The 21,787-nt window shown below is 75.1% G+C and carries 22 protein-coding genes and 1 tRNA gene; 16 read left to right on the forward strand and 7 right to left on the reverse strand.

Features of this window, described 5'->3' with window-relative positions; genetic code table 11:
- The first annotated feature begins 54 nt into the window (after nt 1-54).
- The 4 genes from NBH00_RS19665 to NBH00_RS19680 all read left to right on the forward strand — a co-directional run bounded on the left by NBH00_RS19665 (nt 55) and on the right by NBH00_RS19680 (nt 2,895).
- A complete protein-coding gene (locus NBH00_RS19665) occupies nt 55-456 on the forward strand; it encodes a hypothetical protein (RefSeq protein ID WP_254570273.1) in 402 nt (133 codons plus the stop codon).
- Nucleotides 457-560: 104 nt separating this feature from the next.
- Entirely contained in the window at nt 561-878 is a 318-nt protein-coding gene (locus NBH00_RS19670; RefSeq protein ID WP_254570274.1) for a DUF6812 domain-containing protein, read from the forward strand.
- Nucleotides 879-957: 79 nt separating this feature from the next.
- Nucleotides 958-1,764: a tyrosine-protein phosphatase gene (locus tag NBH00_RS19675; protein WP_254570275.1), complete on the forward strand. Its 807-nt coding sequence runs from the start codon at nt 958-960 to the stop codon at nt 1,762-1,764.
- A gap of 30 nt (nt 1,765-1,794) precedes the next feature.
- Complete coding sequence (locus NBH00_RS19680; protein WP_254570276.1) at nt 1,795-2,895, forward strand: SDR family oxidoreductase; 1,101 nt, start codon at nt 1,795-1,797, stop codon at nt 2,893-2,895.
- A 135-nt stretch (nt 2,896-3,030) separates the two neighbouring features.
- Here NBH00_RS19680 and NBH00_RS19685 read toward each other — a convergent pair whose 3' ends face one another.
- On the reverse strand, nt 3,031-4,044 hold the full coding sequence (locus NBH00_RS19685; protein ID WP_254570277.1) for an SDR family NAD(P)-dependent oxidoreductase: 1,014 nt from the start codon (nt 4,042-4,044) through the stop codon (nt 3,031-3,033).
- 73 nt (nt 4,045-4,117) lie between these two features.
- Here NBH00_RS19685 and NBH00_RS19690 point away from each other — a divergent pair, with 73 nt between their 5' ends.
- Nucleotides 4,118-4,555, forward strand: coding sequence for a MaoC/PaaZ C-terminal domain-containing protein (locus NBH00_RS19690; RefSeq protein WP_254570278.1), 438 nt, complete (start codon nt 4,118-4,120; stop codon nt 4,553-4,555).
- A gap of 40 nt (nt 4,556-4,595) precedes the next feature.
- On the opposite strand, the gene NBH00_RS19695 is transcribed toward NBH00_RS19690, so the two are convergent.
- Nucleotides 4,596-5,327 (reverse strand): exonuclease domain-containing protein, encoded by a 732-nt coding sequence (locus tag NBH00_RS19695; protein ID WP_254570279.1) that lies wholly within the window; start codon nt 5,325-5,327, stop codon nt 4,596-4,598.
- Between the two features lie 199 nt (nt 5,328-5,526).
- Between NBH00_RS19695 and dinB the strand changes: the two genes are divergently transcribed.
- Complete coding sequence (gene dinB / locus NBH00_RS19700; RefSeq protein ID WP_254570280.1) at nt 5,527-6,729, forward strand: DNA polymerase IV; 1,203 nt, start codon at nt 5,527-5,529, stop codon at nt 6,727-6,729.
- 82 nt (nt 6,730-6,811) lie between these two features.
- Here dinB and NBH00_RS19705 read toward each other — a convergent pair.
- The 4 genes from NBH00_RS19705 to NBH00_RS19720 all read right to left on the reverse strand — a co-directional run bounded on the left by NBH00_RS19705 (nt 6,812) and on the right by NBH00_RS19720 (nt 11,513).
- Nucleotides 6,812-6,898: transfer RNA gene (locus NBH00_RS19705), tRNA-Ser, on the reverse strand.
- Between the two features lie 40 nt (nt 6,899-6,938).
- Entirely contained in the window at nt 6,939-8,147 is a 1,209-nt protein-coding gene (locus tag NBH00_RS19710) for an aminopeptidase (RefSeq protein ID WP_254570281.1), read from the reverse strand.
- Between the two features lie 308 nt (nt 8,148-8,455).
- Nucleotides 8,456-10,654: a PAS domain S-box protein gene (locus tag NBH00_RS19715; protein WP_254570282.1), complete on the reverse strand. Its 2,199-nt coding sequence runs from the start codon at nt 10,652-10,654 to the stop codon at nt 8,456-8,458.
- 145 nt (nt 10,655-10,799) lie between these two features.
- Complete coding sequence (locus tag NBH00_RS19720) at nt 10,800-11,513, reverse strand: dihydrofolate reductase family protein (RefSeq protein ID WP_254570283.1); 714 nt, start codon at nt 11,511-11,513, stop codon at nt 10,800-10,802.
- A 239-nt stretch (nt 11,514-11,752) separates the two neighbouring features.
- Here NBH00_RS19720 and NBH00_RS19725 point away from each other — a divergent pair, with 239 nt between their 5' ends.
- From NBH00_RS19725 to NBH00_RS19770, 10 genes are all read left to right on the forward strand, one after another.
- A complete protein-coding gene (locus tag NBH00_RS19725; protein WP_254570284.1) occupies nt 11,753-12,721 on the forward strand; it encodes a helix-turn-helix transcriptional regulator in 969 nt (322 codons plus the stop codon).
- Between the two features lie 92 nt (nt 12,722-12,813).
- A complete protein-coding gene (locus tag NBH00_RS19730; RefSeq protein WP_254570285.1) occupies nt 12,814-13,785 on the forward strand; it encodes an acyl-CoA desaturase in 972 nt (323 codons plus the stop codon).
- Between the two features lie 41 nt (nt 13,786-13,826).
- Nucleotides 13,827-14,933 carry a sensor histidine kinase gene (locus tag NBH00_RS19735; protein WP_254570286.1) on the forward strand — a complete coding sequence of 369 codons (1,107 nt, stop codon included), beginning with the start codon at nt 13,827-13,829 and terminating at the stop codon, nt 14,931-14,933.
- Nucleotides 14,921-15,574, forward strand: a complete 654-nt coding sequence (locus NBH00_RS19740) for a response regulator (protein ID WP_254570287.1) — start codon at nt 14,921-14,923, stop codon at nt 15,572-15,574. Before NBH00_RS19735 ends, NBH00_RS19740 begins: the two co-directional genes overlap by 13 nt.
- On the forward strand, nt 15,571-16,638 hold the full coding sequence (locus NBH00_RS19745; RefSeq protein WP_254570288.1) for an SGNH hydrolase domain-containing protein: 1,068 nt from the start codon (nt 15,571-15,573) through the stop codon (nt 16,636-16,638). Before NBH00_RS19740 ends, NBH00_RS19745 begins: the two co-directional genes overlap by 4 nt.
- Before the next feature lie 91 nt (nt 16,639-16,729).
- The gene (locus NBH00_RS19750) at nt 16,730-17,005 is read left to right on the forward strand and encodes a hypothetical protein (RefSeq protein WP_254570289.1); all 276 of its coding nucleotides are present in this window, start codon (nt 16,730-16,732) and stop codon (nt 17,003-17,005) included.
- A gap of 79 nt (nt 17,006-17,084) precedes the next feature.
- Nucleotides 17,085-18,275, forward strand: coding sequence for a serine hydrolase domain-containing protein (locus NBH00_RS19755; protein WP_254570290.1), 1,191 nt, complete (start codon nt 17,085-17,087; stop codon nt 18,273-18,275).
- Between the two features lie 81 nt (nt 18,276-18,356).
- Nucleotides 18,357-19,364, forward strand: coding sequence for an SGNH hydrolase domain-containing protein (locus NBH00_RS19760; RefSeq protein ID WP_254570291.1), 1,008 nt, complete (start codon nt 18,357-18,359; stop codon nt 19,362-19,364).
- 204 nt (nt 19,365-19,568) lie between these two features.
- Nucleotides 19,569-20,474, forward strand: a complete 906-nt coding sequence (locus NBH00_RS19765; RefSeq protein ID WP_367401348.1) for a crotonase/enoyl-CoA hydratase family protein — start codon at nt 19,569-19,571, stop codon at nt 20,472-20,474.
- Complete coding sequence (locus NBH00_RS19770) at nt 20,471-21,085, forward strand: TetR/AcrR family transcriptional regulator (RefSeq protein WP_254570293.1); 615 nt, start codon at nt 20,471-20,473, stop codon at nt 21,083-21,085. The genes NBH00_RS19765 and NBH00_RS19770 overlap by 4 nt, the downstream gene beginning before the upstream one ends.
- Here the strand turns inward: NBH00_RS19770 and NBH00_RS19775 are convergent.
- Entirely contained in the window at nt 21,076-21,699 is a 624-nt protein-coding gene (locus tag NBH00_RS19775; protein WP_254570294.1) for a TetR/AcrR family transcriptional regulator, read from the reverse strand. The two genes, NBH00_RS19770 and NBH00_RS19775, sit on opposite strands and share 10 nt — an antisense overlap.
- Nucleotides 21,700-21,787: the final 88 nt, after the last annotated feature.

The raw sequence follows: 21,787 nt of genomic DNA on the forward strand, positions 1-21,787 counted from the left end.
CGTTGCGTGGCCGCGGCGGAACGCCGCCGGCCCCGGGGCGTCACACTTCCCGGTGTGCCGACCTACGACGCCGACGACCTGCTCACCGACGCGGCCCTCAACGCCGCCGTGTCCGCGCTGGCCAGCCGCAACGCCCACCACCTGCAGGACATGACCCCCGCCGAGCAGGCGGAGGCCGCAGGCCACTGGCGCGCGCTGGCGATGGACGTCCTCGTCGCCGTCCGCTCGACGGTGACGGCGACCGGCATCGGCGCGGCGCCGAACGCCGCGGGCGGGCCGGGCCGCGCCGTCATCGTGCTGGAGGACGCGGGCGAGGAGGAGATCAACGTCCACGTCGCCTTCCACCCGGAGCTGCAGGACATGGGCGACGACCAGGTCGCCGGCACCCCGGCGCAGATCACCGCGGTCTCGATGCTCGACACGCTCGGCGAAGAGGCGGGCGGGCCCGACGCCTGACCCCCGGGCGGCCGTACGCGCCGCCCGCCGGGCGCCCCCGTGAGGCGGCGCCTCCAGGTTCATGCTTCTTGGCCGGCGCGCCGATGAGAAGCACAATGGAAGCCATGGAGCAGCACCGTTACGAGCGTGTCCTGATCGAGACGGTCCGCCACCGCATCGAGGGGACGATCACCCTCCAGCGTGACGGGTACCGCTCCCGGGTGTCCGACGTCCTCAACGCGACCGAACGCGACTTCGTCGCCCTGACGGACGTGATCGTCGAGCCGCTCGTCGGCGAGGCCCCGACCACGCGCCATGAGCTCGTCATCGTCGCCCGCGCGCAGATCGTGCTCGCGATCCCGCTCAGCGAGCAGCACGCCTCGGCGCCGTCCGCCGAGGCGGGCGAGGGCCCGTCGCACCCGCCGCCGCTGCAGTCCGTCTGACCCGGCGCCGCCCCCGCCGGCCGCGTCCCGGTCACCGGACGGCCACGGTCCGCGCGGCGCCGCGCGCTAGCGTGGTGGCGTGGCCGACGAGAGCACCGTGACGACGACGATCGAGCTCGAGGGCACCGTGAACGCCCGCGACCTCGGAGGGACGCCCCTCCAGGGCGGCCGCGAGGTGCCCCGGGGCGTCCTCCTGCGGTCGGACAACCTCCAGGACCTCACCCCCGCCGACATCGAGGTGCTCATCGAGGAGCACGGCCTGCGGACCGTCATCGACCTGCGCACCGAGTACGAGCGCGACGCCGAGGGCCCCGGTCCGCTCGAATCCGACGACCGCGTGCGGATCGAGCACCACTCGCTCTACCCGGCGACCGGCGGCGGCACCGACCTCGACCTCGACTCCGGGACCGTCCGTCCCTGGGGGGACAGCTCGGCCGGCGGGACCTACCCCGACGAGCTGCCGACCGTCCGGGCCTACCTCGGTTACCTCGCGCGCCGGCCCGACTCGATCGTCGCGTCGCTGCGCGCGATCGCCCGGAGCGACGGCGCCACGCTCGTCCATTGCGCCGCCGGCAAGGACCGCACGGGCACGGTCGTCGCCCTCGCGCTCGCCGTCGCCGGGGCCTCGCCGGACGCGATCGAGGCCGACTACATCGCGTCGACGCCGAACATCGAGGCGATCATCGCGCGGCTCGTCGCCTCGCCGACCTACCACGACGAGCTCTCCGGCCACGACCCGGCCCACCACGCGCCGACGCCCGGCACGATGCCGCGGGTGCTCGAGCTCCTCGAGCGCGATCACGGCGGCGTCGAGGTCTGGCTCCTCGCGGCCGGCCTGACCGCCGAGGAGATCGACGCGCTGCGCGCCCGCCTCACCGCCGCCTGACGCCGGCACCGCCTCTGCAAGGATGGGGGCATGAGCGAAAGCCCGATCTGCTTCGTCACCGGGGCCACCGGCTTCCTCGGCCGGTTCGTCGTGGCGGAGCTGCTCAAGCGCGGCGCCGTCGTCCACGCCCTCGTGCGCCCGCAGTCCGCCGGCCGCCTCGCGGAGATCGCGCAGCGCCTCGGCGTCGACGAGTCGCGCCTCGTCGCGGTGCGCGGCGACATCTCGCGGGAGGGCCTGACCGTCGACCCGTACACCGGCACGCCGGACCATCTCTTCCACCTCGCCGCCATCTACGACATGGACGCCGACCCGGAGGAGATGGCGGAGGCGAACGTCGAAGGCACCCGCCGCGTCCTCGCGTTCGCGGCCGACCACCGCGTCGACCTGTTCCACATGGTCTCATCCGTCGCCGCCGCCGGGGACCTCGAGGGCACCTTCCCGGAGGACGACCCGCGGCACGGGCAGGGCTTCCCCCACGCCTATCACCGCTCGAAGTTCGACTCCGAGGTCCTCGTCCGCGACACCGCGGCGATGCCCTACCGGATCTACCGTCCCGGCACCGTCGTCGGGACGACCGACACGGGCGAGACCGACAAGCTCGACGGGGCCTATGCGCTCTTCCCGGTCGCCGCCGCGCTCGCGGCGCTGCCGGCCTACTCCGTCGTCCCGGTCCCCGAGTTCGGCCGCCTGCCGACGGTGCCGGTCGACCGCTGCGCGCAGGCGATCGCCCACATCGGCCTGAACGCGGGGACGGACGGGGTCGACGTCGGCAACACGTTCGGGCTCTACGCGAGCGAGGACGAGCGCGTCCACGACGTCCTCGCGACGCTCACCGCGCACGCCGGCGGCCCCCGCCTCGTCGCCGCCCTGCCGCAGTCCACCGGCTCGATCGGCTTCTGGGCCGGCCAGACCCTCGGCCGGCTCCCGGTCATCGGCGGGGTCCGCGACCGCGCGCTCACGATGATCGGCGTCTCCCCCGGCCTCGTCGACGCCGCGCCGTTCCGCTGCCGCTTCGAGACGACCCGCCAGCGCGACGCCCTCGCCGGCAGCGGGATCGAGATCCCGCCGCTGAAGGCCTACGTCGGCCCGCTGTGGGACGGCTGGCTGCGCAAGCGCCGCGCGGACCGCTGAGATTCCGCCGGACACGGCGCGGCGTGCGGCCTCGTGGGGGAATAGTCCCCACCTGACCGCACGCCGAGGTGGACGGCTACCAGTGCGTGCCGCGCGTCAAAGCTGACAGCGCGGCACGGGAGGTCGTGCCGGGGCCTACCAGTGCGTGCCGCGCGTCAGGTGCGCGAACGCCTCCTGTGCCGCGGTGACGCCGTCCTTCGCGTCCGTCTCGGTCGCCTCGGCTCCGGCCTTCGCGGCCGTCGAGTCGGGGAACATCTTGTAGCCGCGGTTGCGGATCTCGTCCATGATCGACGGGCTGAAGGAGTCGGCCAGCCCGGCGAGGCTGCCGAAGGGCGGCCCCATCCGGCGCGAGCGGTGGACGATCGCCTGGGCGACGAGGTGCCCCGCGTCCTCCGGCGTCAGCGCCGGGAAGCGGTCGTAGAGCTTCGTCGGGGCGATCATCGGCGTGCGCACGAGCGGCATGTGGATCGTCGTGAAGCGGACGCCCTCGTCGTGGACCTCGGCCTGGAGCGAGTCGCAGAGCGTGTCGAGGGCCGCCTTCGACGCGATGTAGGCGCCGAAGCGCGGCACCTTCGTCTGCACGCCGTAGGAGGAGATGTTGATGACCTGGCCGCTCTGCTGCTCGCGCATCCCCGGGAGGAAGCGGAGGATGAGCCGGACCGCCGCGAAGTAGTTGAGCTGCATCGTGCGCTCGTAGTCGTGGAAGCGGTCGTAGGAGAGCGCGACCGACCGGCGGATCGAGCGGCCGGCGTTGTTGATGAGGACGTCGACGCTGCCGTACGTCTGCAGGATGTCGGCGGCGACGCGGTCGATCGCGTCGAAGTCGGAGAGGTCGCACTGGCGGGGGTCGGCGACGCCCCCGGCGGCGCGGATGCGCTCGGCGACCTTGTCGAGGTTCTCCTTGCCGCGGGCGAGCAGGACGACCGTGCCGCCGGCCTGGCCGATCTGCAGCGCGGTCTCCTCGCCGATGCCGGACGAGGCGCCCGTGATGACGATGACCTTCCCGGCGACCGCCTTCTCGAGCGAGCCGGTGCCGCGGAGCATGTCGAGCGGGCGGAGCACCGCCGGGCGGCTCGCGATGTTGCCGAAGGCCCCGACGGGCTTGGCGGCGAGGTTCGCGAGCGATTCCAGACCAGGGAGACGAGCCATGCGCCGAGACTACCGGCGCACCACCTGACAGGCCGTCGGACATGACGCGCGCGCGCTGAGCATCATGCCGCCCATGCTCTACGCCGAGGACCTCGACGCCGGCACCGTCTTCCCGCTCGGGCGCCGCTCGCTCACCGCCGCCGAGATCATGGAGTTCGCGCGCGCGTGGGATCCGATGCCCTTCCACGTCGACGAGGCGGCCGGGCGCGCCTCGCCGTTCGGCGGCCTCATCGCGAGCGGCCTGCACACGATCGCCGTCGCGCAGCGCCTCCTCTTCGACGCGTTCATGGACCGCACGCACGTCATCGCCGGGCTCGGCGTCGACGGGCTCCGGATGACCGGCCCGGTCCGTCCGGGCACCGTCATCACGGGGCAGGCCGAGATCCTCGACCGGCGGCTGCGCGACGCCGACGGCGTCGTGACGTTCCGCACCGCTCTCGTCGACGGGGACGACGGCAGCGCGCTGCTGACGCAGCGCACGACGATGCTCGTCGGGCGGCGCCCGGCCTGAGGCCCGCGAGGCCCGGCGCCGGGCCCGGGCCCGCCCCCGCCTACGCCGCGAGCGCGACGGCGGGCAGCGGCTCGGGCACGACCGGCCAGGCCCGCTCGATCCGCTCCGCGCGGCCCTGCTCGCGGAAGTACTCCTCGAGCGAGGCGGCCTGCTCGGCGGCCCAGCCGACCTGCTGCGCGTGGAGCGCACGCAGCTCCGTCTCGCGGAGCTCCGGCAGACGGGTCGCCAGCCGGTACGCGACGCGCGCGGCGGCGAGCGCGTCGGCGTCGGCGTCGTGCGCGTCGAGCAACGGGATCGCGTAGTGCTCGCAGACCGCGCCGAGCGTGCGCTTGCCGCGGCGGTAGCGGTCGTACTGCTTGTCGAGCACGAAGGGGTCGACGACGAGCAGGCCCTGCGCGCCGCCGACGCGGTCGACGAGCGGCGTCACGCCGTGCCGCCGCGCCTCGCGGTCGAGCGTCGTGAGGTCGAAGCGGGCGTTGAAGGCGATGACCGGGACGCCGGCGCGGAGCTGCGCCGCGAGGAGCGCGGTGATCGCCTCGACGGCGGCCGCCGGATGCCGGCCCTCGGCCCGGGCCTGCGCGGTCGTGATGCCGTGGACGGCGGTCGCGCCGGCGGGGATCTCGACCCCCGGGTCGACGAGCCAGGCGAAGCTCTCGGTCGGGCGCCCGTCGCCGACGAGCGCGACCGCGGCCGTGACGATGCGATCGGACTCGGGATCGACCCCGGTGGTCTCGATGTCGAAGGCAGCCAGGCGGCGGGAGTGCCAGCTCATGGACCCGAAGGTAAAGACGCCGTCGGACGGCCAGCCGCGGCCGGACCCCGGTACGCTGGCGGAGCACGTGGGGCCTCTACCTTCCGTGCCATGGCCCCGACTGTGTTACGCAGGGCGGGGCCGCTTTACGTCCGGGGCCGGGCGACGGCCGGCAGACGCTTGACGGCGCGCCGCGACCGAGCGAACATGTGTTCGCATCATGCTCCCGACCATCATCCACGCCGACCTCGATGCGTTCTTCGCCTCGGTGGAGCAGCGGGACGACCCCGCGCTGCGCGGTCGCCCGGTCATCGTCGGCGGCGGCGTCGTCCTCGCCGCGAGCTACGAGGCGCGGGCCTTCGGCGTCCGCGGCGCGATGGGTGGCCGGCGCGCGCGCGAGCTCTGCCCGGACGCGATCGTCGTGCGCCCCCGGATCGACGCGTACAGCGCGGCGAGCAAGGCGGTCTTCGCCGTCTTCCGCGACACGTCGCCGGTCGTCGAGGGGCTGTCGATCGACGAGGCCTTCCTCGACGTCCGCGGCATGGCGCACATGGCGGGGACGGCCGCGGAGATCGGCGCGTGCCTGCGGCGTCGCGTCCGCGACGAGGTCGGGCTGGCGCTGACCGTCGGGGTCGCGCGCACGAAGCACCTCGCGAAGGTCGCGAGCGCGGCCGCGAAGCCCGACGGCCTGCTCGTCGTCCCCGCCGACCCCGCGAGCGAGCGCGCCTTCCTCCATCCCCTCGCGGTCGAGGCGGTCTGGGGCGTCGGACCGAAGACCGCCGAGCGCCTGCACCGCGCCGGGATCCACCGGGTCGGGGAGCTTGCCGCCGCCGACCCCGACCATGTCGTCGCGCTCCTCGGCCGGGCCGCCGGCCTGCGCCTCCACGCGCTCGCGAACAACCGCGACACCCGGCCGGTGCGGACGGGGCGCCGCCGCCGCTCGATCGGCTCGCAGTCCGCGCTCGGCCGGCGGCGGCGCACCGAGGCCGAGCTCGATGCGATCCTCGTCGCCCTCGCCGACCGCCTCGGCCGCCGCCTGCGCGCCGCCGGGATGGCGTGCCGGACCGTCACCCTGCGGCTGCGCTTCGACGACTACACGCGGGCGACGCGCTCGACCTCCGTCGACCGGTCCACGCGCGCCACCGACACGATCCTCCGGCTCGCGCGCGAGCTCCTCGCCGAGGCCCGCCCGCTCGTCGCCGCCCGTGGCCTGACGCTCATCGGCCTCGCGCTGACGAACCTCCGCGACGACGACGGCGCCCAGCTCGAGCTCCCGCTCGGGGGCTCACGCGCGGGCCTCGACGACGCGCTCGACGCGGTCCGCGACCGTTTCGGCAACGCCTCGGTGCGCCGGGCCGTCAACGTCCACCGCGACATCGGCCCGGCGATGCCGGTGCTCCCGGACCGCCCGGACGAGCGGTAGGCGCGGTGGACGGCGGATCGGCGCCTGCCGGCATCACCGATCCGTCGTCCGCCGGGCGCTCGTGCGAGCACCGCGACGACAGCGGAGAGAGAGGGATTCGAACCCTCGGTACGCGTTAACGCACACACGATTTCCAGTCGTGCCCATTCAACCGCTCTGGCACCTCTCCTGGGACTCCGCCACTCGGGCGGAGCACGCAGGGTACCGACTCAGACCTGCCAGGCGCCGTCACGCAGGACGGCGATCGTCTCGCCCGCGGGCGTGAGGCCGTCGACGTCGACGCCGGGGCCGCCGATCATGAAGTCGATGTGGATGATCGAGTGGTTCAGGCGGTGCTGGTCCTCGTCGCCGGCGGAGAAGCTGTACGCCTCGCCGAGCGCGATGTGGCTGGCGGCGTTCTCGTCGAGGAGCGTGTCGAAGAAGACCGTGTCCAGCGCGCCGATGCGGCCGTCGCCGTCGACGAGCGCGACCTCGCCGAGCCGCGCGGCGCCCTCGTCGCGGGCCGCGTAGCCGCGCAGGACGTCGGCGTTCTCGGCGGCGTCGATGCGGACGGCACGGCCGCCGCGGAACTCGACCTCGAGGCCGCGGACGATCGAGCCCCCGACGACGAGCGGCTTCGTCGAGCGCACGACGCCGTCGACACGCGCCGGGTCCGGTGCGGTGAAGATCTCCTCGGACGGCAGGTTCGGCATGTGGACGATGCCGTCGATCGTCGAGAAGGACGCGTTGATCCACGTCGAGGTCGGAAGCAGGCCGACGGTGAGGTCGGTCCCCTCCCCGCGGAAGCGGAGCGCGTCGAGCCGGCGGGCCGTCAGCCGCCCGGCGACGCCGGCGAGCGTCGTCTGGCGCTCCTTCCACGCCGCCACCGGGTCGACCTCGTCGAGGCGGCAGACGTGAAGGATCTGCTCGCCGAGGCGGGCCCACGCATCCTCGGGGTCGAGGTCGGGATGGACGAGCGCCGCCCAGGCGCGGGTCGGGCAGGGCACGGCCGTCCAGTTCGTCGTGCGCTCGTTGACGACCTGACCGCCCTCCTTCAGCGCGGGCAGCTGGTCGCGGCTCAGCCGCTTCTGGTCGAGGCCCTCCATCAGCCCCGGGTGCGCCGGCCCGGTCAGGCCCACCCGCGCGCAGCGCTGGCGCCCGAGCTCGAGGACCCGCTCGCCGTACCAGGAGGGCACGAACCCGAGCGTCTCCTCCCGCGCGAACTCGGCCCGGGCCCGCTTGACGTGCAGGTCGAAGTAGCTCACGTCGACGAACCGCGCCCCGTGCCGGTAACCGCTGGCCGCGATGGCGCGCGTGAGGTCCTCCTTCCCGATCTCCGATCCGATGGCGAGGATCTGGTCGGGCTGCAGGTTCACCGCGAACGTCACGACGAGGTCCGCGAAGCGGTCGAGGACGGCGGGATCATCGAAGTGGCTCATCGGGCCGCCACGCTAGCCGCCCCGGGGCATCCGTGCATGTCGCTCGCCCGATCGCAGGGGGCCCGGATCGTCCGATCGACGCGGCGCCGCGCAGGCGACTTCCGTCCGACCGGACGAGATGGTCGTTTTCCGACCGGTCCGATACGTTTCTCGACCGGGCAAGCCCCCTGCCCCCACGTCACGGCCTCGGTCGTGGCCATTGCCCGGCCGGCAGCATCCAGAGGAGTCCCGCGCCGGCCGCTCCGGCCCCTACCACGAGCGGCCGGCGTTCCTCCTCCGCGCGGCCCGCGGCCCCGGCGGCGCCCCCGTCAGCCCGCCGCGGACGCGGCCAGCGCGATGCCGAGCAGGCCGGAGAAGGCCCGCAGCGCGTGCAGCCGTCCGCGCGCCGGGAGCAGCCGGTCCCGCGGGTCCTGCACCCAGAGCAGCGCGGCGGGCGCATCGCCCCGTCCCGCGACCGGGAGGACGAGCAGATGGTCGCGCCACGCCTCCTCGCCCTCCCCGTTCGACCGGGAGAAGGCGAGCGCCGCGCGCTCCGCGGGCAGCAGCGCGAGGGCCTGGTCGTGCGCGAGGAGCCGGTGGCCCGCGCGCCAGGTCGCGTCGTCGACGAGGGCCGCGAGCGCCGCGGGCCCGAGGACGAAGGACGGCGCGAGCTCATCGTCGTCCACCCCGACGGCCGCGGCGCGGTCGAAGGTCCGCCCGTGGTGGGCGACGACGTCGAGCACGACGCGGTCGTAGGCGAGGACGCGGGTGAGCGCACCGAGCACCTCGTCGAGCCGCCCCGCCTGCGGCGGCCCCGACGCGCCGACGAACAGGTCCGCGAGCGTCCGCTGGACCCGGTCGCGCTGGTGGGCGGCCCGTGTCTCCTGCACCGCCTCCAGGGCGACGCCGATGTGGGCGCCGACCGCGGTCAGCAGGTCGAGCTCCGCGTCGTCCGGGCGCCGGCCGTGCCGGGGCACGTCGAGCGAGAGCAGGCCGACCCGTGCCCCGTCGCGGCGCGTGATGGGGACGAGCAGCATGTCCATCGGGTGCCACACGCCGGGATCGTCGCTCACCGGGAGGTCCGGGACGAACGTCGGGCCTCCCGCGAGGAGGGCTGCCGTCTCTGGTCCGGCCGGGACGAAGTAGGCGCCGCGCCGGGCGAAGCGCTCGGTGAGCACCGGCTGCCACGCGGAGAGCGGGTAGGTGGCCCCGGCGAGCATCCGCGCGCCCTCGTCCCCGAGCCCGTGGACGGCCCGCACCGCGAGGTCCCCCCAGGCCGGGCGCAGGACGTTCACCGCGACAGCCCAGCCGAACTCGTCGCAGACGACCCGCGCGATCGTGTCGAGCAGGCCCTGCAGGTCGGCGGCGCTGCGCACCCCGCGGGCGCGCTCGAGGATGCCCCCGAGCTCCCGCGTCGACCGGCGGGCGCCCTCGAGCTCGCGCTCGAGCCGCCGGCGGCGCTCGGCCCGCTCCCGCGCGGTGATGTCCTTCACCGTCACGAGCGCGGCGACGGCGGCACCGCGGTCGTCACGGACCATCCGGGCCGCGGCGAGCGCCGGGAAGCGCGTGCCGTCGGCGCGGGCGAGCGTCACCTCGATGTCGATCCCGTCCGAGCTGCGGAGGCCGGAGAGGACGTCCGCTCGCGGTCCCCACAGCTCCGGGGGCCAGAACGGCGTCTGCCCCGCCGGCGCCGCGAGCAGCGTCTCGCGCGAGTAGCCGGTCATCGCGCAGAAGCGGTCGTTCACCTCGACGACGCGGCGCTCGCGGAAGACGACGAGACCGTCCTGCACGGCCGCGAGGAGGGCCGACGACCACTGCCGCCCGTGCCGCACGACCTCCCCGACGCGCCGCTGCGTCTCCAGCGCCGTCACCGTGGCCTCGACGGTGACGAGCGTGCGCCGCCCGGGCTCGGACTCGATCGCGATCCGCCCGCCGAGCGCGTGCACCTGCTCCTGCAGCCGCTGGTGGCCGATGTGGCCGGCGGCCGCCGCGGCGGCGAGGGCGTGCGCGGCGACGCCGCGCCCGTTGTCGGAGACGTCCAGGCGCACGCGCTCGCCGACGCGCACGAGGCTCACGCGCGCAGCCGTCGCGGCGGCGTGCCTGACGACGTTCGCGAGCAGCTCGCGCACCATCGCGACGAGCAGCTCGTCGTGGATGCCGGCGATGCCGGGACCGACGGAGACGGCGACGGCGAGCCCGCTCCCGCGCCGGCCGGCCTCGGCCGCGAGCCGCTCCACGGCCTCCTCCAGCGGCAGTTCGCCGACGGTGCTCGCGCGCATCGACACCATGAGGTCGCGGAGCGCGGCGACGCCGTCGGCGAGGGCGGCCGCGGCGGGCTCGAGCGCGGTCTCGTCACCGCCCTGCACCTCCATCAGCTCCTGGCGGGCGACGAGCAGATGCTGCAGCGCGTCGTCGTGGAGGGCGTCCGCGAGGCGCCGCCGCTCGAGGGCGGCCGCATCGGCGAGCTCGGACTCCCGCCGCTCCAGCGGGGTGCCGGGGGTGTCGCCGGTGACGTCCTCGAGGCTCATGCGCGGAAGGCGGAGTGCGGCGGCTGACCGGGGCCGAGCGGCAGGCCGAGCGTGTCGGACGGGCGGATCCGCGCTGCGGCGCCCGCCGCGGTGAGCTCCTCGGGCATGCCCGCACGCTACTGCCATTCCCCCTGGCGTCAGGCGGTCAGCGGACGGCGTAGTGCGCGAAGACGCTTCCGTCGCGGGCGTCGCAGGCGACGAGCTCGAGCGCGACGGCGGCGTCGAGATCGCCTTCGGGGAGCAGCGGCGGCCCGCTGCCGATGACCGTCGGAGCGATCGTCAGCGAGAGGTCGGTGAGCGCGCCGTCCGCCAGCGCGGCGGCGAGCAGGTGCGGCCCGCCCTCGCACGCGATGACGTCGTAGCCGCGGCGCGCGCGGGCGTCCGCGACGACGGCGGCGGGCGAGACGTCGTCGAGCGTGACGAGCTCGACGTCCGTGCCGCGGTGATCCGGCAGCTCCCCGGCGCCGGTCTGCGCGTAGACCGTCAGCGGGAGGTCCGGGTCCGTCGAGAGCACCGCGTCGAGGTCGAGGTCGAGGCGGCGGGAGATCGTGAGCAGGCGCGGCCAGCCTTCCTGCCCGGCGGCGAGGCGGACCGCCCGTGCCGGCTCGGGGATGAGGGAGCCGTAGCGCTCGGTCTCGAGCGTCCGGGCTCCGACGAGGACGCCCCCGGCCGCCGCCCTCCACGCCTTCAGCAGCGCGCGGTCGGGGGCCGAGCTCAGGCCGCCGCTCTTCCCGTCGAGCGCGGCCCGCGCGTCGACCGACGTGACCATGACGCCGACGAGCCGCCGTGGCCCGCCGGCGGCGAGCGCCGCCGCCGTCCGGCTGCGGGCCCACTCGCCGTGCTCGCTGCTCTCGTCCATGCGGTGAGGCTAGTGATGCTCGCGCGCGTGTCGCGGCAGCCACCACGTCACCGTGAACGCGCAGGCGAGGAAGCCGATCGCGACGAGCAGCGCGTGGTCGGCGCCGCGGACGAAGGCGCCGGCGCCGTGCGCGTCGCCGATCGCCGGGGAGGCGGCCGCCGGGGGGGGGCGACCGCCGGGGGCGGGTCCGCGGTCGACTGCGGTCAGCTCCTGACCGCATGGGGTGCCACGATGTCGCCGTGTCGGTCCCCACCTCCGCACGCCTCCTCGCGCTCCTTTCGCTGCTGCAGCAGCGCCGCGAGTGGAGCGGCCCGGAGCTCGCCGATCGGCTCGAGGTCGGGCCGCGCACGATCCGGCGCGACGTCGACAAGCTCCGCGGGCTCGGCTACCCGATCGAGGCAGCGCCCGGTGTCGCCGGCGGGTACCGGCTCGGGGCGGGCGCCGATCTCCCGCCGCTGCTGCTCGACGACGCCGAGGCCGTCGCGGTCGCGGTCGGGCTGCGGACCGCCGCCTCGGGGTCTATCGGCGGCATCGAGGAGACCTCGGTCCGTGCGCTCGCGAAGCTCGAGCAGCTCCTCCCCGACCGGCTGCGGCGCCGGGTGCAGGCCCTCGGCGACACGACGTCCGCCTTCCAGATCGACGGGCCGCGCATCGACGCCGACCTCCTCGCGACGCTCGCGAGCGCCTGCCGCGACCACGAGCGACTGCGGTTCGGCTACGGGGCGAAGGACGGGACGCAGAGCAGCCGCGAGACCGAGCCGCACGCCGTCGTCCACTCCGGCTGGCGCTGGTACCTCGTCGCCTGGGACCTCGACCGGGAGGACTGGCGGACGTTCCGCGTCGACCGTATCGCCGGGCGCCCGGTCGCGGGCGGGCGGGCGCGCGCGCGGGAGATCCCCGGCGGCGACCCGGCGGCGTTCGTCCAGCGCTCGATCCGGCAGGGCGACGAGGTCACCCCGGTCCCCGGGCGCATCCGCGTCCGGGCGCGCGCCGAGGCGGTCGCCGCCCGCGTGCCGGCGAGCCGCGCGACCGTCGCGCCCGACGGGGACGACGGGGACGACGCCTGCATCGTCACGACGACCGGCGGCTGGTCGCGGCCGTTCCTCGTGTGGATGGCGCTCCTCGACCTCGAGCTCGAGGTGCTCGGCCCGCCCGAGCTCGCGGCCGAGGCGCGGACGATCGCCACGCGGCTCGGCGCGGCGATCTGAGCGGGCGCGCGCCGGATTCGGGTTATCCCCACCCCCTCCGGTGGCCCCCCGCAATGCCTCGGCGCCCGCGATCCGTCAGATTCCCGCCCACGATGGCGACCACCCCGCTCCCGTCCGCCACGGACGACGCCGCCCCGCTCGAGGGCCCGACCCCGGAGGAGATCCGCGACCCGGAGCTCGTGAACCTCGACCGGGCGATCACCGCACTCATCACCGCGGTCCCGTTCCTCATGCTCTTCGTGGCGGCCTCCCAGGCCTGGAACCACTCGCTCCACGTCCGCGACCTGCTCATCATGCTCGCGCTCTACGTTCCCACCGCGCTCGGCGTCACCGTCGGCTTCCACCGCCTTCTCACCCACCGCGCGTTCAAGACCTCGCCGTGGCTGCGCGGCCTGCTCGCGGTCCTCGGGACGATGGCCGTCGAGGGCCCGGTGATCAACTGGGTCGCCGACCACCGCAAGCACCACGTGTACACCGACCGTCCCGGCGACCCGCACTCGCCGCACGTCGACCACGGCCACGGGGTCGGCGGGGCGATCCGCGGGCTCCTGCACGCCCACGTCGGCTGGCTCTTCATCCACGACCAGCGCGCCGCCCGCGAGCGCTTCGCGCGGGACCTCATCGAGGACCCGGTCGTGAACTTCGTCGACAAGACGTTCATCGTCTGGTCGCTCCTCGGGCTCGCGATCCCCTACGGCCTCGGCGTCCTCTTCGGCGGGTCGTCGGACGCCGGCCTCGACGCGCTGCTGTGGGGCGGTGCCGTGCGGATCTTCCTCCTGCACCACGTCACGTACTCGATCAACTCCCTCTGCCACTTCTTCGGGCGCCGGTCCTACGACACCGGCGACGAGTCGCGCAACCTCGCCTGGCTCGCCCCGCTGTCGATGGGCGAGGCGTGGCACAACAACCACCACGCGTTCCCCACCTCCGCCTACCACGGCCTCGGCCGCCGCGAGCTCGACCTCTCGGGGCTGACGATCAGCGCGCTCGAGCGCGCGGGCCTCATCTGGGACGTGCAGCGCGTGAGCGCCGAGCGCCGGGCCGCCAAGGCCGTCGCACCCTGATCCGGTTCGTGCGCGGGGCACGCTCTGCGACCATGGGGTGGATGAGCGACCACCCGTGGCGTTCCGTGCCTCCCGTCCCCAGCGTCGTCCCGCTCAAGCGGTGGGTCGCGGCGCAGGCGGACGGGCTCACCCGCACGCAGTTCGCCCGGCTCGTCGCCTACCGCGCGGTGCTCCTCGCCGCGTCCCTCCTGCTCGTCCTGTGGGCGATGACCGGCGGGGGGACGTTCTGGCCGGGGTGGGCGTGGCTCGGCCTCGCCGCCCCGCTGCTCCTCGACCTCTCGTGGCGCCTCCCCCGGCGCCTGGAGACCGTCGCCTCGCAGCGCGTCGCGCTCATCTGGGCGCTCATCGCGACGGCGACGCTCCTCCTGCTCGGGACCTGGGTCATGGCCGGCATCGACGGGGACGTCACCCGCTTCTGGCCCGAGTGGCCGCTCTTCGGCCTCACGACGGGCGGCATCGCCTATTCGGTCTTCACGCTCCACGACCGGGTCCTCCTTGCGCAGGGCCGCCGCACGCTGCGCGCCCGTGTCGACCTCCTCTCCACCTCGCGCCGCGCGACGATCGACGCCCAGGCGGCGGAGCTGCGTCGTATCGAGCGCGACCTCCACGACGGTGCGCAGGCCCGGCTCGTCGCGCTGGCGCTCCACCTCGGCCGGGCCGAGCTGCGCCTGGACGACCAGCCCGAGGTGCAGGCGCTCATCCACGACGCGCAGCGCGAGGCGGACACCGCCATCGCCGAGCTGCGTGACCTCGCGCGCGGCATCGTCCCCCCGCTCCTCGCCGACCGGGGGCTCGTCGCCGCCGTCCAGGCGCTGGCGGCCCAGTCGCCGCTCGGGACGCGGGTCACCGCCGACGTCGGCCGGCCGCTCGAGCCCGCGGTCGAGAACGCCGCCTACTTCGTCATCGCCGAGGCCGTGACGAACACGACGAAGCACGCCGCGGCCGAGCACAGCTGGGTCCGCCTGCGAGCCGACCGCCGCGGGCTCGACCTCGAGGTCGGCGACGACGGATGCGGCGGCGCCGACCCGTCCGGCTCCGGCCTCGCCGGGCTGCGCGCCCGCGTCGAGGCGCTCGACGGGACGCTCGTCGTCCACAGCCCGCCCGGCGAGGGCACGCGCCTGGAGGTCCGCCTGCCGTGCGGGTCGTGATCGCGGAGGATCTCGCGCTCCTCCGGGAGGGGATCGTCGCGCTGCTGCGCGAGCACGACATCGACGTCGTCGCGCAGGCCGAGGACGGACCGGGGCTGCTGCGCGCCATCAGCGGGCACGCGCCGGACCTCGCGATCGTCGACGTCCGGCTGCCGCCGTCCTTCCGCGACGAGGGGCTGCGCGCGGCGCTCGAGGCCCGCCGCCGCCAGCCCGACCTCAGCGTGCTCGTCCTCTCGCAGTACGTGGAGACGGCCTACGCGGACGAGCTCATCGCGGAGAACTCGGCGGGGATCGGGTACCTGCTCAAGGAGCGGATCGGCGACGTGCGGGCCTTCCTCGACGCCGTGCACCGCGTGGCGGCCGGCGGCACCGTGCTCGACCGCCAGGTCGTCACGCAGATGCTCGCGCCGCACGATCGCGCGCCGGACGGGCTCGCGGGCCTCACGGCGCGGGAGCGCGAGGTCCTCCAGCTCATCGCCGAGGGCCGCTCGAACGCGGGGATCGCCGACGCGCTCGTCGTCACGCCGGGCGCGGTCGAGAAGCACATCACCTCGATCTTCGGCAAGCTCGATCTGCCCAGCCAGGGCGACGACCACCGCCGGGTCCTGGCGGTGCTCGCCTACCTCAAGGCGGCCGGGTGAGCGGCCGGGCCGGGCCCGCGCCCGGTGACCCGCACCGCCCCCGTCACCTCGTCGCCGCGCTCACGGGCCTCGTCGCGCTCGCCCTCGCCGCGACGGTGCTCGCGATCGTGGGAGCCGGCTCGCCGTCGGCGTCGAGCGCGCCGATGCATGCGCCGCCGCCGCTCCTCGGGACGGGGGCGCCGCTGTCGTCCGCGTACGTCGGCCGGCCGTGCTTCGGCGCCGCCGCGCACGACCCGCTGCACCCGTGCGTCAACCGCGGCCTGCGGCTCGTCGTGACGCCTCCCCCGGCGCGGGCCGCGCTCGAGCGCAACGCCGTCTGCGCCCCGGAGGGGCCGGGCGGGCTGCTCCTGCCCTGCGCGTTCGGCGTGCCGGCCGCGTCGGCGCGCGACACCTTCGCCCTCATCGGCGACAGCCACGCCTCCGTGTGGCGCGCGCCGCTGCAGCGCGTCGCCGAGGCCGAGCACTGGCGGGGCATCTCGCTCACGCGCTCGAGCTGCCCGCTGAACTCGACCCCGGCCCTCCTGCCCGATCCCGCGGGTCCCGAGTGCGTGCGCTGGAACGCGCTCGTCCTCGGCTGGCTGCGCGCGCATCCGGAGGTCCACACGGTCTTCCTCGCGCAGCACAGCGGCGGGCGCGTCCTGCACCCGGTCTCGATGACCGGGCCGGAGGCGCAGGCGGCCGGCTACCGCCAGACGTGGACCGCGCTGCCCGCGAGCGTCCGGCGGATCTTCGTCATCCGGGACACGCCGCGCGGCACCGCCCGGTCGGCCGCCTGCATCGCGCGGGCGGTCGCGCGCGGCGTCCCGGCGGGTCCGGCCTGCGCCGTGCCGAGGAGCTTCGCCCTGAAGCCCGACCCCGCCCTCGCCGCTGCTCTCGCCGGGGGGCTGCCGCGCGTCCGGGTGATCAACCTCACCCGCTACATGTGCGACCTGCGTGTGTGCCCGCCGGTCATCGGCGGCGCGCTCGTGCATCGCGACATCGACCACCTCACGCAGACCTTCGCGGCAACGCTCGCGCCGTACCTGCAGGCGCGGGTCGAGGCGGTCCTCGCGCGCACTCCGTGACCGAGCGCACAGTGCGCGCCGGGCGTCGGAGGAAGATGGAGGACGGGAAACGGACGAGGGGCTGCGTCAGCAAACGCCGTCAGGAGCTGCCATGCGCCGTACCGACACCCCCACCACCCTCGACGAGATGACCCACTGCCTCGCCGGGCCCGACCTCGTCGCCGGCTACAGCGCCGCGGGCGTCTCGCTCTACCGCTTCGACCGCGACGGCGTGACCGAGCTCGGGACGTTCGCCGACGCGCGTGACGCCTGGATGGCGCTCGACGCGGTCGACGCCCCCGCGCCGGCCGCGGCCGTCATCGCCCTCCGCGACACGAGCGCCCGCCCGGCCACCGCGGGGCCCGGCTTCGACTCGCTCGCCGCCTAGGCAGGCCCGCGGCGCCCGCGAGCGCCCCACCGGGCGGGTTGCCGCCCCGCGCCCCGCCGCGCGCGGTTAGGGTCGCGCCATGAGCACGATCGACCCCTCTTCCCTCGACGCCGTCCTCCGCCAGGCCGTCGACAGCGGCGCCGTCCCCGGTGTCGCCGCCGTCGTCTCGTCCCGCGACGGCGTCCTCTACGAAGGCGCCGCCGGCCGCCTCCACGCCGGCGATGACGCCGCGCCGGAGGTCGGGCCCGACACGATGTTCCGGCTCGCCTCGATGACGAAGGCGATGGCCTCGGTCGCCGCCCTGCAGTGCGTCGAGGACGGCCTCGTCGCGCTCGACACCCCGGTGGCGGACGTGCTGCCCGAGTTCGGCGAGTTGCAGGTGCTCGACGGCTGGGACGGGGACACGCCGCGGCTGCGCGCACCGTCGCGGCCCCCGAACCTCCAGGACCTCCTGACCCACACCGCGGGCCTCGGCTACTTCTTCACGAACCCGGACCTCTTCAAGTGGCACGAGGTGACCGGTGCGCCGAACGTCCTCACCGGGAAGAAGGCCGGGCTCATGACGCCGCTCGTCCGCGATCCGGGCCTCGAGTGGGAGTACTCGATCGCCACCGACTGGCTCGGGCTCGTCGTCGAGGCGCTGCGCGGCGGCACGCTCGACGCGGTCCTCGCCGAGCGCGTCTTCGGCCCGCTCGGGATGACGGACGCGACGTTCCGCCCGTCCGACGAGCAGCGGGCGCGCCTCATGGGCATCCACTCCCGCACCGAGGACGGCGGCCTCGCCCCCGCCCCGATCGACCTGCCCCGCGAGTTCGAGTTCGCGGCCGGCGGCAGCGGCGCCTACGCGACGGCGCGGGACCACGGGCGCTTCCTCCGGGCGCTCCTGCGGGGTGGCGAGCTCGACGGCGCCCGCGTCCTTGGGGAGGGCACGACCGAGCTGATGTTCACCGAGTTCCTCGACGGCATCGTCCAGCCGGAGGCGGGCATCAAGTCGACGGTCCCGGCGCTCGCCAACGACGTGCCGCCGTTCCCGGTGAAGCAGGGCTGGGGCCTCGGCCTGCACCTGCGCCACGAGCACGTGCCGGGCATGCGCCTGGCCGGGAGCGGTGACTGGGCGGGGCTCTTCAACTGCTACTACTGGATCGACCGGTCGGCCGGGATGAGCGCGGCGATCCTCACGCAGGTGCTGCCGTTCTTCGACGAACAGATCGTCCAGTCGCTCCTGGCCTTCGAGCTCGCGCTGTACGCGGCGCAGCCGGCCGCCGTCTGACCGGCCTCGCCCCCTCCGCGGTTCGCGCCCCGGCCCAGGGGCGCGACCGTCGCCTTTTCGGTCGCGTACCGTTCCCGGTCCGTGTCCCCGCCTCGACCCCGTCACCCCGGCCTCGTCGTGATCGCCCTGCTGCTGTGCGCCCTCGCGCTCGCGACGGGGCTGCCCGCGGACGCGCAGAGCACCACGGGCATCGGCGCTCCCGTCGAGCAGGCGCCGGACTCGACCTGCTTCGGGGCGGCCGCGCGCGACCCGCTGCACCCCTGCCGTGACCCGAAGCTCCGCCTGCGCGTCATCCCGTCCCCGGACGACGCGCTGCTCGAGCCGAACGGCCACTGCACCCCCGTCGGGCCGACGAAGGTCCTCCTGCCGTGCGCGTTCGGGACTCCGGCCGCCGAGGAGACCGACACGATCGCGCTCGTCGGCGACAGCCACGCCTCGCACTGGCGCGCCGCCGTCGAGGTCATGGCGGACGCCCGCGGCTGGCGTGGCATCTCCCTCACCCACTCGGGCTGCCCCTTCTCCAAGGCGGTCGCGGCGCTCGAGGGCGCGAACCGCTCGGAGTGCCGTGCCTGGAACCGGGCGGTGCTGCGCTGGTTCGCCGCCCACCCCGAGGTGCACACGGTCTTCGTCTCCGAGCACAGCGGCGGCAAGGTCGACGTGCCGAAGGGCAGCACGATGCGGGCGACGCAGGTGAACGGCTACCTCGGCGTGTGGGCGGCGCTGCCCGCGAACGTCACGCGCATCTTCGTCATCCGCGACACCCCGCGGAACGTCAGCGCGACGTCGGCCTGCGTGTCCCGCGCGATGGCGCACAGGGTCCCGGCCGGCCCGAAGTGCGCCGTCCGCCGCCGCACCGCCCTGCGGCCCGACCCGGCGGTCGCCGCGGCCCGCCAGGCGCCGCCGGACCGGGTGAAGATCGTCGACCTCACCTCGTTCTTCTGCTCCTCCCGGCTCTGCCTGCCGGTCATCGGCGGCGCGCTCGTCCACAAGGACATCGACCACCTCACGCAGACGTTCGCCGCGACGCTCGGCCCGTACCTCCTGCGCCAGGTCGACGCCATCGGCGTCCCCGGTCCCCCCGCGCGCTAGCCCCCTCGCCCACGGAGCCCGTCCATTTCCTCCCATCAGAGTCGGGGGAAATGGACGGCCCTCCCCTTCAACTCGGAGCCCGTCCATTTCCTCCCATCAGAGTCGGGGGAAATGGACGGCCCTCCTCGTGCTGGGGCGAATAGAGAAGTGACGTCACTTCTTGACTGGGGACTCGACGTCCGGTTTGATCGCCCGATGACCGACATGCGCTCCGGTGAGACCTACGAGACGCTGCTCTACGCGACGGAGGGACCGGTCGCGACGATCACCCTGAACCGCCCCGAGACGCTCAACACGATCGTGCCCCCGATGCCCGAGGAGCTCGAGCGCGCGGTCGGCCGTGCCGTCCGCGACGAGACCGTGAAGGTCATCGTGCTGCGCGGCGCCGGGCGGGCGTTCTGCGCGGGCTACGACTTCGGCGGCGGCTTCGCGCACTGGGACGAGCTCATCACGACCGACGGCGCCTGGGACCCCGGCAAGGACTTCGCGTTCGCGACGGCGCCCGAGCTCTCCCCCACCCAGCAGTTCATGTCGGTCTGGCGCGCGCCGAAGCCCGTCATCGCCCAGGTCCACGGCTGGTGCGTCGGCGGCGGCAGCGACTTCGCGCTCTGCGCCGACCTCGTCGTCGCGAGCGAGGACGCCGTCATCGGCACGCCGTACAGCCGCATGTGGGGCAGCTACCTGTCGGGCATGTGGCTCTACCGCCTCGGGCTCTCCCGGGCGAAGTACCACGCGCTCACCGGCCGCCCGCTCACCGGCCGCGAGGCCGCCGACATCGAGCTCATCAACGAGGCCGTTCCCTTCGCGCAGCTCGAGACCCGGGTCGCCGCGCTCGCGGCCGAGCTCGCGTCGATCCCGTCGAGTCAGCTCGCCGCGATGAAGCTCGTCGTCAACCAGGCGTACGAGCACATGGGCTTGCAGGCCACGCAGACGCTCGGCCCGATCCTCGACGGCCTCATGCGCAACACGCCGGACGCGCGCCGCTTCATCGAGATCGCCGAGCGGGACGGGGTGCGGGCGGTCGTCGCCGAGCGCGACGGCCCCTTCGGCGACTACAGCCAGGCCCCGCCCGAGCGCCGCCCCGACCCGGCCAACATCATCGTCCCGTGACCGCCGCGCCGCCCCCGGGCCTGACGCCCAAGGGCCGCGCCACGCGCGAGCGCCTGCTCAAGGCCGCCGGCGCCCGCTTAGCCCGGGACGGGGCGCTCGAGCTCGCCGCCGTCGCCGCCGACGCCGGCGTCGCACCGTCGGTCGTCTACCGCTACTTCGCCTCCAAGGACGGCCTCGTCGACGCCGTCGTGCATGCGTTCTACGACGAGTACGACGCCGCCGTCTTCGCGACCGCGCTCGCCGACGAGGACGGCTCCTGGCTCGAGCGCGAGGCGTTCCGGCTGCGCCGCGAGGTCGCGTTCCTCTACGCCCACCCGCTCGGCCGGGCCGTCGCGGCCGGCCTCCTCCACGAGGCCGCCGCGACCCGCGCGGACGCGGTGCGCACCCGCGAGCACGCCGTCGCCGCCGCACGGAACATCCGCCACGGGCAGCGCACCGGGCAGCTCGACCCGGCGATCGACGCCGGTCTGGCGGGGGCCGCGACGATGGGGGCGCTGCGCGCGCTGCTCGCGGGCGCCCTCACCCGCGACCCGCCACCTCCCGCCGCCACCGTCGCCGACGTCGCCGTGCGCGTCGGCCGGGCCCTGCTGCCCCCGCCCGCTCAGCGCTGACCGGCGATGAGCTGCCCGGTGAGGGCGACGAGCGGGCCGCGCAGCGCGGCCAGGCCCTCCCAGTCGGACGCGACGATCCGGGCCGTCACGAGCGCGCTCGTCGCCGCCACGAGCGCCTCGGCGACGAACCGCTCCTGGTCGGTCTCCGCGCCGAGCAGCGCGGCGACGAGCGTGACGAACCGCTGCTGCGACTCGGCCCGGCGCGCGAGCGCCTCGGGCCCCGCCGCGTAGACCTCGATGAGGAAGACGCGCGCGTACGCCGGCTCGGCTGCGAGGGTCTCGAGGTAGGCGCCCAGCGCGCCGTCGAGGCGCTCGAGCGTCCCGAGCGCCGCCCCGTCCCCCCCGAGGCTGTCACCGATGCCACCGAGGACGACGCCCACGGCGGCGTCGTACGCGGCCATGAAGCAGTCGTCCTTGGAGGTGAACTGCTGGTAGAAGGTCTCGCGCGAGACCCCGGCGACGCGCAGCACGTCGGCGACCGACGTATGGACGTACCCCTGGGCGGCGACGGTCTCGATGAAGCCGGTGAGGATCCGGGCGCGCTGCGAGGCGACGACCTGCTCGCGGGACAGACGATGGCGCCCCCGCGGCAGACGCTCCGGATTCCCGTTCACCCGGCGAATGTACCGCGCGAGTTACCCCGTGTGCGGGCGCCGCCGTCTGTCCGGGCGCCCCAAAGCTCACATGTGCGGTTTGTTGCGA

Source organism: Paraconexibacter antarcticus, assembly GCF_024220175.1.
Lineage (GTDB): Bacteria > Actinomycetota > Thermoleophilia > Solirubrobacterales > Solirubrobacteraceae > Paraconexibacter > Paraconexibacter antarcticus.

What these genes read in the sequence shown, in the direction of transcription:
- NBH00_RS19670 (WP_254570274.1), top strand. Translation starts at nt 561, where the DNA reads ATGGAGCAGCACCGTTACGAGCGTGTCCTGATCGAGACGGTCCGCCAC.
- NBH00_RS19680 (WP_254570276.1), top strand. Translation starts at nt 1,795, where the DNA reads ATGAGCGAAAGCCCGATCTGCTTCGTCACCGGGGCCACCGGCTTCCTC.
- NBH00_RS19685 (WP_254570277.1), bottom strand. Translation starts at nt 4,044, where the DNA reads ATGGCTCGTCTCCCTGGTCTGGAATCGCTCGCGAACCTCGCCGCCAAG.
- NBH00_RS19690 (WP_254570278.1), top strand. Translation starts at nt 4,118, where the DNA reads ATGCTCTACGCCGAGGACCTCGACGCCGGCACCGTCTTCCCGCTCGGG.
- NBH00_RS19695 (WP_254570279.1), bottom strand. Translation starts at nt 5,327, where the DNA reads ATGAGCTGGCACTCCCGCCGCCTGGCTGCCTTCGACATCGAGACCACC.
- dinB (WP_254570280.1), top strand. Translation starts at nt 5,527, where the DNA reads ATGCTCCCGACCATCATCCACGCCGACCTCGATGCGTTCTTCGCCTCG.
- NBH00_RS19710 (WP_254570281.1), bottom strand. Translation starts at nt 8,147, where the DNA reads ATGAGCCACTTCGATGATCCCGCCGTCCTCGACCGCTTCGCGGACCTC.
- NBH00_RS19715 (WP_254570282.1), bottom strand. Translation starts at nt 10,654, where the DNA reads ATGAGCCTCGAGGACGTCACCGGCGACACCCCCGGCACCCCGCTGGAG.
- NBH00_RS19720 (WP_254570283.1), bottom strand. Translation starts at nt 11,513, where the DNA reads ATGGACGAGAGCAGCGAGCACGGCGAGTGGGCCCGCAGCCGGACGGCG.
- NBH00_RS19730 (WP_254570285.1), top strand. Translation starts at nt 12,814, where the DNA reads ATGGCGACCACCCCGCTCCCGTCCGCCACGGACGACGCCGCCCCGCTC.
- NBH00_RS19735 (WP_254570286.1), top strand. Translation starts at nt 13,827, where the DNA reads ATGAGCGACCACCCGTGGCGTTCCGTGCCTCCCGTCCCCAGCGTCGTC.
- NBH00_RS19750 (WP_254570289.1), top strand. Translation starts at nt 16,730, where the DNA reads ATGCGCCGTACCGACACCCCCACCACCCTCGACGAGATGACCCACTGC.
- NBH00_RS19755 (WP_254570290.1), top strand. Translation starts at nt 17,085, where the DNA reads ATGAGCACGATCGACCCCTCTTCCCTCGACGCCGTCCTCCGCCAGGCC.
- NBH00_RS19765 (WP_367401348.1), top strand. Translation starts at nt 19,569, where the DNA reads ATGCGCTCCGGTGAGACCTACGAGACGCTGCTCTACGCGACGGAGGGA.